Source organism: Bradyrhizobium sp. CSA112 (assembly GCF_029051645.1).
Taxonomy (GTDB): Bacteria; Pseudomonadota; Alphaproteobacteria; order Rhizobiales; family Xanthobacteraceae; genus Bradyrhizobium.
Window position 1 is genome coordinate 1 of record NZ_JAACFS010000076.1, and the last position, 8,869, is coordinate 8,869.

The window sequence follows — 8,869 nt, forward strand, 5'->3', positions numbered from 1 at the left end:
TATGTAAAGCTCACCCACCGCCCCCAACGGCACAGGCGCGCCATGGCCGTCCAGCAGATACACACGCGTGTTGGCAATCGGACGGCCAATGGGGATAGTAGCCCCATCAAAATCAGCCGGGCAACTCCAGGCTGTAACGTCGATAGCAGCTTCCGTGGGGCCATATAGATTGTGCAGACCAGTCCAAGGCAATACGCGCCGAACCTTGTACACAAGGGAGGCAGGAAGCGCCTCGCCACTGCACAGGAGACGCTGCAGCGAGCTGCAGCGATCAACACCCCTCGTGTCCATAAAGCTTACCAGCATGGATGGTACAAAGTGTGCAGTGGTAATGCGCTGGTTGATTATAAGGTTTACAAGCGCATCGGGGTCTTTGTGTGCAGACGGAAGTGCCAGCACCAGGGTCGCCCCTTCAAGCAACGTCCAGAAGAATTCCCAAGCCGAGACATCGAAGCCAAATGGCGTCTTCTGCAAGACGACATCAGTCGCATTGAGAGCGTAGGCTTTCTGCATCCAGACCAGGCGATTGATAATACCCCGATGCTCATTCTTTGCCCCTTTGGGGGTTCCGGTTGAGCCGGAGGTGTAGATGATGTAGGCGAGATGGCGCGAGGTGAGGCCGAGGGCGCGCGGCTCGGGATCAGAGGCGGGCAGCTCGGCCCAGGCCGGGGTGGCTGTCGTAAGATCGACCACGCTCACATCGGCCAGCGCCTCGGTGCCGAGCGCGGCGCGGCCGGCCGCATCGCAAAGCAGCAGCTGCGGCGCGGCATCGCCCAGCACCTGGCGCAGCCGCTGAGACGGATAGGCCGGGTCCAGCGGCAGATAGGCGCCGCCCGCCTTCAGGATCGCCAAGAGCCCCACCACCATCGCCGGGCTGCGCTCCAGGCAGATCGCCACCGGCTGATCCGGCCTGACCCCGAGCGCGATCAGATGATGCGCCAGCCGGTTGGCCCGCGCATTGAGCTCGCCATAGCTCAGGCGCTCGTCCTCATGGACGAGGGCGACCGCTTCGGGTGCGCGCCGGACCTGTTGCTCGAACAGTTCATGGATGCACCGCTCCGACGGATAGGCCGCCGCCGTCCGGTTCAACTCCTCCAGCAGATAGCTGCGTTCGTCGGCCGGCAGGATGTTGATGCGGCCGACCGGCTGCCCCGCATCGGCCATCACACCATATAACAAAGTTTGCAAATGCTGCGTCATACGGTCGATCTGCTTCGGCTCTAGCCGACTTGCATCAAAATGCCATCGAAGGCTCCCATCCAGAGCGGAAACCTCAAACGTCAGCAAATCGCCGCATAGGGCTGCCCCAGCACTTTGGCTCGTCGTCAGATCGCCAGCGCCGCTGTCTGTGGTGATTGTGATGCCAATCGGCCAGGGCTGGTGCGACTGTAGCGCCTCCACACCCCGCAATGCCGGGCAGCGCGCGATAAGATCCCGGGCAAAGCTACCGTGTTCCCTCAGCTGAGCGCATTCGGCCGCGACCGCTTTGCGCACTTCTTCAAAATCATGTGCAAGGTCGACGGTAATTTCCATCGGCACGACAGAGGCAATAAGCACCTCCACCGCTTTAGAGCCAGCTAGCGGTCCATCCGATACAGGCGTCCAGCCCAATTGAAGCTCTGTTTCTCCTGTGATGCGGGCGAGATAGATCAGACATGCCGTTACCAAATATTCCGTGCGATCATGTGGCGACAACTTAGCCAAAGCTCTTGCAATGAACCACGAACTCGACTGCCATCTGGGCGGCGCCTCAGCCACGGACAACGACAAAGGAAGCTGCAATATTCTAAGCTGCTCTAGCCGCTGTACCCAAAACTCCTCTGAAGGCGCCAGCAATTCATGGCTCGCAGTTATGCTCCGCGCCTCATCTTCGCTCAAAATAGGAAGGCGACCACCTTCATCCAGATTGGAGTGCCTGGCGAGGGCTTGCGCGTCCAGCACCTGACCATCGGAGCTGCCAAAGCAAACATCGACATCCTCTGTACCCGTCGCCACCCGCCAGTGGCTGGAGTGGACCTCAAGCAGGGAACCCGCCGGGAGGCCCGAGCGTTGAGGCAGCACCTCCAAGCGGCTGACTGTGACAACTTCATCGCCTACGAAAGCCTTGGACAGCCCCAATGGATTGGGATGATATGGCCCAAAGTTTAAGGCACGCGTCATCGCTGACAGATCTTGCGCGGGCCGATCCCATCGCAGACAGCCTGCCGCATCTGGGCGTCGACGTCTCGGAAAGTAGCTCCGGCTCACCAGTGCCTGCGGATAGGCAGTAAGCTCTCCCTTCGCTAAGCCAGTTAAAAGCTCACGGAAGCCCTCTATCGCGACTTCATAGCATTTGAGGTTCAGGGTCAGTGCCGTATCGGTGGGCGCAATCAGCACTTGGCGCTGAACCACGACGTCTCCTGTATCAACGCCATCATCGATCCGATGCCATGTGATGGCGTATTCGGTCTCCTGCGCCAGCAGCGCCCAGGACGTCGCGCGCGTTCCCGCATATCGTGGCAATGGACCGTCGTGGTAATTAAAAGCACCTCGACGAACCCGCCCCAATACATCCGCTGGCAATATGAACGGATTGGCAACGGAGAAAATCAAATCTACCGGCGCGGCCTTCAAAAAAGAAGAGAGCTCTTCAACGCTTGCTACAGACGGGATGTTCGAGCGAACAGCCCAATCGCGGAATACGCCGTCGGCACACAACGCTGCACCAATGACGTGGCCCATCTCAATTGCCAGCTGCGCGCATCTGATAGCGAGCGTACCACTGCCGACAACGACGGTAGAGGAGATCGATCGCGCTTCAGGTAGCCTGTCCTGATCGCGTGGTTGGCAGGCGCTCCCGCGCGCCGGAGATGCCCGATATGTCATCTTCACCGCTCCTGCAGTCCATCCATCAAGCTGGGCAGTTCCCACCACGTGCGTCGCGCCACGTAGCGACTCAAATCAGCCACACTGGTTCGAATTTGCTCGGGATAACCGCGCCCACAGTCGCTTGCGCAATATGGGTGTATTGACGGTGCCGAAACTCTTGCGCGCAGCCCAGATCTTCCCAATGTCGCCGGCAGGCCCCCACGCCTCCAGATATCGTCTCCGGCAGAATCGCAGCTGCCACCTTAGCCTGATCTGAGTTTCCGGTGAGCGTGATCATCGGACGACTTCTCCTCAGTCAATGCGCCTTTATAGAGGAGACTACGCATGTATCGTGCCAAAGGAGAAATCGTTCTCTGTCAGTATGCTAACCCTAACACTGCTATGTCACTCATCCGACATTGTCGGACATCTAACGTACTAGCGTTATCCACTCCGATCGGATTCGCCAGCTCCGCTCGCAGCCACAAATGGCATCTGGACGAAGTCGTTATCTCGATTCCCGGCGAACAACATTGGTTCTGGCGCGCTGTCGACCAGAATGGCCTCGTTCTCGGCGTCTTGATCAAGCGCCGACGAGATTCGCGCGCTGCGCAGCGGCTCATGAAGAAGCTCTTGAAATCCACCGACACGTCGCCGCGCGTGATGATGATCGGCGACAAGCTCCGTTCGGTGCTGCAGGGGCGAAGATGGCCTTTCACGTCCGCAGCACAAATCTCTCAACAATCGGGTCCGAGAATTCTCATCAGCCGGCCTGGCGACGCGATCGGATCATGACGCGTTCAAATCGTCCCGTCAGCCTCAACGGTTCCGTCAGTTCACGATCGGGTCGCGAACTTTCCCACATCCCCTATCCCGGATCCGTCACTGTCGACTTCCGTCGAGCTTCGCGCGAGCCAGCCTTTGCGACTTGCCGTGAGACTCCACGACAAACGCTATCGCCGAATCAATCGTCGATTTGAAGAGAATGCGCGGCAGCAAGGCTGCAGGCAAAAAAGAAGCCCTCTGTCTCCGATCGCGATCGAGGTGGTGCGTCGGACCGGTGCGGCGCGCTGGCGGGTTTACGATTGGCGATGACGCTTGGGACAGAGAGGCGCATTGCTGCCGTGCGAAGCCTCGCAGTCGACATCCTTGCCGCTGGTTGTGGAAGGCCGTCGGAGGAGCGTCACGATCCGGCGATCAAGGTCGAGATTGCGATCGGCGACGTCGTCGTACGGATGGGGAACAGCTATCTCGAGTGATCCGCCGCGGTGCGGGCATCACGATGATTGCAGCGGGCGCCAAACTGAAGATTTAGTCGTCCGTTAACAAGCGGGGTTGAGAGCGAACCGAGATTGCGAAGGCGCGCAAAAGGACGATCAGGATGAAGTGCAAGAGCTTACTGAGCCAGGCGAGGATGCGACGGAATATACTATGGGGTGACCGGCAGAGGCGTGAGAGTATTGATGCTGGTCATGAGCAATGGAGCACCCCATGCAAAAGGCAAACGATCTCGGCCGGTCTTCCACGGTCCTTGAACAGAATAGTACGCTGATCGCGGTCATGAGCCTCTCAAGCTGGCTGGTCGCTGAAATCGTCCTCGGGCTGGATCGTCATCTGTTGAAGAAGCTTGGCGCCGACGAAGAAGACGCGCTGCTCCGGTTGCTACACCGCTGGCGCGAGGAGGCGGCAAACTTTGGGCACGCGATTACACGCATAGCGGTCGCCTTTGAAGGCAGTCGCGATGGTTTTTGGCCGGCGAGCGTGATTCATTGGCTCCGACGAGATTCGGAGACGGTGCGTGCGCGTTGCCTCGACAATCGAACGGGCGAGTTGTTCAGCTACGTCGACCTGGAGTCGCGGGTGCGGCGCGATCATCCGCTGCGAGCGATCCGGAGGATGGTGAACGAGCCGCTGTCAGAGCTGGAGCGCGAGTTTGCCGCGCTCTATTCGCCGATTGGGCGGCCGTCGATCCCGCCGAAGAAGCTGCTGCGGGCGATGCTGTTGCAGGCGTTTTATTCGATCCGCTCGGAGCGGCTCCTGATGGAGCGGCTGGAATACGACCTGCTGTTCCGCTGGTTCGTCGGCATCGGCGTCGACGACGCAGCCTGGGACCATTCGGTGTTCTCGAAGAACCGCGACCGGCTGCTGGAAGGCGACATCGCGGCGAAGTTCTTGGCGGCGGTGCTGGCGCAGCCTATGGTGAAGAGGTTCTATCGAGTGATGACTTCTCGGTCGATGGTACGCTGATCGAGGCCTGGGCCTCGATGAAGAGTATCAAGCCGAAGGACGGCTCCGGCGAACCGCCGGCGCAAGGCGGCGGCCGCAATGCCGATGCGGACTTTCCACGGCCAGAAACGCTCGAACGACACCCATGCTTCGACTACCGATCCAGACGCCAGGCTGTATCGCAAGGGCAAAGGCAAGGAGACGAAGCTGTGCTTCATTGGGCACGGGCGATGGAGAACCGCCACGGTCTGCTGGTCGACGCCTGCCTGACGCAGGCCGACGGGCATGCCGAGCGGGTGGCCGCGCTGCACATGATCGAGCCTCGTGCTGACCGACCGACAGCGATCACGCTTGGCGCCGACAAAGCCTACGACGTGGAAGACTTCGTCAACGAGCTGCGCTCGATGAACGTGACGCCGCATGTGGCACAGAACACCAGCGGCCGCCGCTCTACGATTGACGGGCGAACGACCCGGCACGGCGGCTATGCTGTCAGCCAGCGCATCCGAAGCGGATCGAGGAGGCATTCGGCTGGATCAAGACGATCCCGGGGCAACAGAAGACCCGGTTCCGTGGCCGTGACCGCGTCGCATGGGCCTTTACCTTCGCTGCCACCGACTACAATCTGGTGCGGTTGCCCAAGCGGATCGCGGAGACCGGCTGATGGCCAAGGTGCCCGGCTTCGCCAAGGCCTTTGCAGGCCGCTGGCGCATCGTCGAGATGGACGTCTGGACAACGAGTACCTCGATCTTCTCGAGGAAGCGCATCTCACCTTCCAGGGCAAGTCCAATGGCGAAATCGCGTTTGGGGCTCTCAAGAGCTTCTTGGACGTGCGCTACGGCACCCGCGACGGATCGGCGTGCGCGGAGTTCTCATGGGAAGGGCACGACGAGAACGATCCGTCCTGCGGTCGCGGATGGCTATGATCGCCACTGCAGACAGGCTCCTCGGCCACTTCTACATCCACAATGGCGACGATTCTGCCTTCATTCTTGGCGGAATAGAACCCGGCGTCTGCTGCGACCAGGCGCGGCGCGCGGCCGAGCTTGGCTTGGTGGATTTCGATGGCCGGAACCAACAGGTCCGAATCACTCGGCCGCCGATCGTAGACTTCGTAGTCGATCACGATTTGGTTTTCGGCCTCCTGCAGCTTGACCATCTTGCCGAACTCGTTGGGCTTGCCGGCCTTACCCTTTCGAATGATCTCCGTCGAGGGCTCGAACACGCTGAAGAGCTTGTCCTCTGCCCGTGTGTTGCCGCGGAAGATGCCCTTGGCCGATTCCATCGTCATGGTAGGACCCGTCGAGCACGACAGTGCGCACGTTCGGATTTTGGCACCCGGTACGTAATATATGCTGCAAGAAATCGACGAGTTCTTTGGAATAGGAATGCCCGCCATCGGTGATGACCCGCAATCTTTCGGTCATCACCCCGCGGTCATGCGTGCGAGGTTCCTCACGGTGATAAATGCCGGCGTCGGTCGTGCTGCGCCCGTGATAGCCCCGCAAGATCACGGGTTCGACAGCCTCAGTAAGCTTCTCGATGTACTACTCGATGCGGGCGGTGGGCCCCCTTTTTGAGCACGCGTAATCGATCGGCATCATCACAGCACACATCGTGGAAAGTACCAGGCTTTTTCGCATACCGGGCTTGAGGCGTTTGAGCGTCGGGACAGTTACGATGCAGCTATCGAGTTCAATGGCGGCCGGTGCCGATAGGACGATTTTGGAGCTCCTGTTGCCGCTGAGTGAAAAGGGCGGCACAACCGATCGATTTCGGAAGCGACCCGAGTGGCCGGCTCTAGCAAACCGCCGCCGCTCGGCGGCGTTCAGACACTTTACGGCCGCCCGGTAGTCCGCAGACGCTTAGCGCTTGCATTGTCTATCTCTCACCCTCCCCTGAAACAAAATAGCCGATGGTGTTTCAGCACGAGCTGTCTAAAAGATGAAATCCGAAGAGAACGTTGTGCGTGATATTCAATGTGCTCCCTTCAAGGTCTGTCTGGTTATGGCCGCCATCTATCAAGCCGCTCGCAACCAGCGAACTTTCTGCCGCATATCGCCGCGGCATCTTACTGGACCGCGCAGGAAAGTATGGGAGCTGTTACGCATTCTCGCCTTTCGGCGGATAGCCCCTTGCATTTTCTTCGCCGCTTCACCACCCTGGCAGGTGAAGTGCAGCGATGCCAAGTCTCGCGGCAGCCCAAGAGCTTGACTCTGATGTGCCGAAGCCGCGCGCTCCACTGTGCTTCGCCGAGATTGCTGACTGTAGCGATTCAACCGGGCGGCCGACGGGGGGTGTAGATTCGCCCGGATTCATCAGCCGCCAAGCGAGATCCGACATCTCGTTGCGGGCCTTACGCGGCTCCGTCGTGAGTTGAGGCAGATTGTCCGCAGGTAGCCCCTGCCCCACGGCAAAGGAGCTTGCTATGCTTTATCGTAAAACCGCTTCAGCAGGACCACGCCTACACCTTTTTGAAGTTCCCCTATCTGCCGTAACGCTGCATCGCTTTCTGGGCCGCACGGAAGCCGCCTTGCTGACGATAGGATGCTGATTAGCAGTTGGAGCAGTTCCTCAATGGTGGCCGCGTCATCGCCCTTTTGAAGCCCGTCACTCATGCGAGCAGTCTCCTCCATCGCCTTCCAATCTTCTGGAAGCGGGACTTCTCGACAAAAAAGCATCGGTCGAGGGTTTAAAGCTGCCGGTACAGTGAGGCCGCAGACCGAAGAGTTGGAACAGGCGATGAACGGTGCTTTTGGCAATTTCCGTCTCTTTAGATGGGCGCACGCTCCAATGGATTGCGGCTTTGGGCTTGCGAGCAAGTGTCTTGCTGATCAGCTCGGCCACAGCCTCATCCTCAACCGTGCGGGGGTCCGCCGGTACGCGTCTCATCGTAGATGATCCTCGATGCGATTTGCGATAAAGCGATTGGGCCGTTTGCCGATCGTATGGGGCCGACCACCAGCCGCGTCGCCAAGACGACGTTGCTCGGCTCGCGTTGGCAGGCCAGCACGATCTCTGTTCGCAGCGTCAGCGCCGCGGCAGCGAGCGCGACCGTGTTATGGCCGTGAGCTGCGTGTCTTCGTCGCTGGAAATCGTCAGCATCGCCTTCGCCTGTCCGGTGCGCATCGATATCTCCTTCATCGGATACGCGGAACCCATGCAATAACCATGCTACGAACTTGCGGGACAGAACGCTAGCAGCGAGGCGGGTCACGGTTCTCTTCATCCATTGGCCGGGGAATGACCTGGGCAAACATCAACCGCGATGCTCTCGTGACGGGAACTTCGATCACTCGCGGAGAGCATGCAAACGATGCGCCGGCGGTATTGTCGACCAGCCCCCCGTAACTCGATCTGAATCTACGTGCATCGGGCGGTCGGCTATCGCCGGAGCAGCTCGGGAATGAAAGGTGCCACCACATCGAGATCGGGGGTGCCGCGATGGTGCCGGATTTGGAGTGTGCCTTGCTTCACGAGAGAAAACACACGCGTAGCCGCCAGCATGCCTTTGGATCGACGCTGCAGGTTGTCAGATCTCCGACATCTCCGTCTTGAACCCGACGTGTCTGATGTTGAAAGATGGAAGGTCATCTGATGACTATCGCCTCTCGTGCTGATCCGAACGGACGCCTGACGATCATACGCCGCTGTGCCGTTGGCCCCGACCTAGGAGCCTGTCTGAGTAGTGACTGGTCAAGAGGGTGCGAGTCTGATTCCTTGCGTGGCCATGAGCAAGGAATTTCGCCCCTGGAAGATCGACGAGGTCCAGCTTCTGCCGCCGAGCGTGCAGGAC

Annotated in this window: 5 protein-coding genes and 4 pseudogenes; 4 read left to right on the forward strand and 5 right to left on the reverse strand. The window is 59.7% G+C overall.

Annotation, left to right across the window (positions count from 1 at the left end):
* Together GWE18_RS41395 and GWE18_RS41400 are read right to left on the reverse strand one after the other, a co-directional pair.
* Window positions 1-2,721 (reverse strand): AMP-binding protein (locus GWE18_RS41395; protein ID WP_275191239.1); only part of this gene is annotated, 2,721 nt, incomplete at its 3' end.
* Between the two features lie 214 nt (window positions 2,722-2,935).
* On the reverse strand, window positions 2,936-3,145 hold the full coding sequence (locus GWE18_RS41400; RefSeq protein WP_108521671.1) for a hypothetical protein: 210 nt from the start codon (window positions 3,143-3,145) through the stop codon (window positions 2,936-2,938).
* A 188-nt stretch (window positions 3,146-3,333) separates the two neighbouring features.
* Here GWE18_RS41400 and GWE18_RS41405 point away from each other — a divergent pair.
* The 4 genes and pseudogenes from GWE18_RS41405 to GWE18_RS42455 all read left to right on the forward strand — a co-directional run.
* Window positions 3,334-3,811: pseudogene (locus GWE18_RS41405) on the forward strand (DDE-type integrase/transposase/recombinase); the annotation flags it as partial.
* 160 nt (window positions 3,812-3,971) lie between these two features.
* Window positions 3,972-4,106, forward strand: a complete 135-nt coding sequence (locus GWE18_RS41410) for a hypothetical protein (RefSeq protein ID WP_256441657.1) — start codon at window positions 3,972-3,974, stop codon at window positions 4,104-4,106.
* A 535-nt stretch (window positions 4,107-4,641) separates the two neighbouring features.
* Window positions 4,642-5,737 (forward strand): annotated as a pseudogene (locus GWE18_RS41415) (IS5 family transposase).
* Window positions 5,737-6,064 (forward strand): annotated as a pseudogene (locus GWE18_RS42455) (hypothetical protein); the annotation flags it as partial. The pseudogenes GWE18_RS41415 and GWE18_RS42455, both read left to right, overlap by 1 nt.
* Here the strand turns inward: GWE18_RS42455 and GWE18_RS41420 are convergent.
* From GWE18_RS41420 to GWE18_RS41430, 3 genes and pseudogenes are all read right to left on the reverse strand, one after another.
* A pseudogene (locus GWE18_RS41420) lies at window positions 6,059-6,340 on the reverse strand (ISNCY family transposase); the annotation flags it as partial. The pseudogenes GWE18_RS42455 and GWE18_RS41420 overlap by 6 nt on opposite strands.
* A gap of 1,159 nt (window positions 6,341-7,499) precedes the next feature.
* Window positions 7,500-7,691 (reverse strand): hypothetical protein, encoded by a 192-nt coding sequence (locus GWE18_RS41425; protein WP_145963726.1) that lies wholly within the window; start codon window positions 7,689-7,691, stop codon window positions 7,500-7,502.
* Window positions 7,684-7,920, reverse strand: coding sequence for a hypothetical protein (locus GWE18_RS41430; RefSeq protein ID WP_145963727.1), 237 nt, complete (start codon window positions 7,918-7,920; stop codon window positions 7,684-7,686). The genes GWE18_RS41425 and GWE18_RS41430 overlap by 8 nt, the downstream gene beginning before the upstream one ends.
* Between the last annotated feature and the right edge of the window lie 949 nt (window positions 7,921-8,869).

Excerpts from the sequence above, each read along its gene's own strand:
- GWE18_RS41400 (WP_108521671.1), bottom strand. The coding sequence starts at position 3,145 with ATGATCACGCTCACCGGAAACTCAGATCAGGCTAAGGTGGCAGCTGCG.
- GWE18_RS41425 (WP_145963726.1), bottom strand. The coding sequence starts at position 7,691 with ATGAGTGACGGGCTTCAAAAGGGCGATGACGCGGCCACCATTGAGGAA.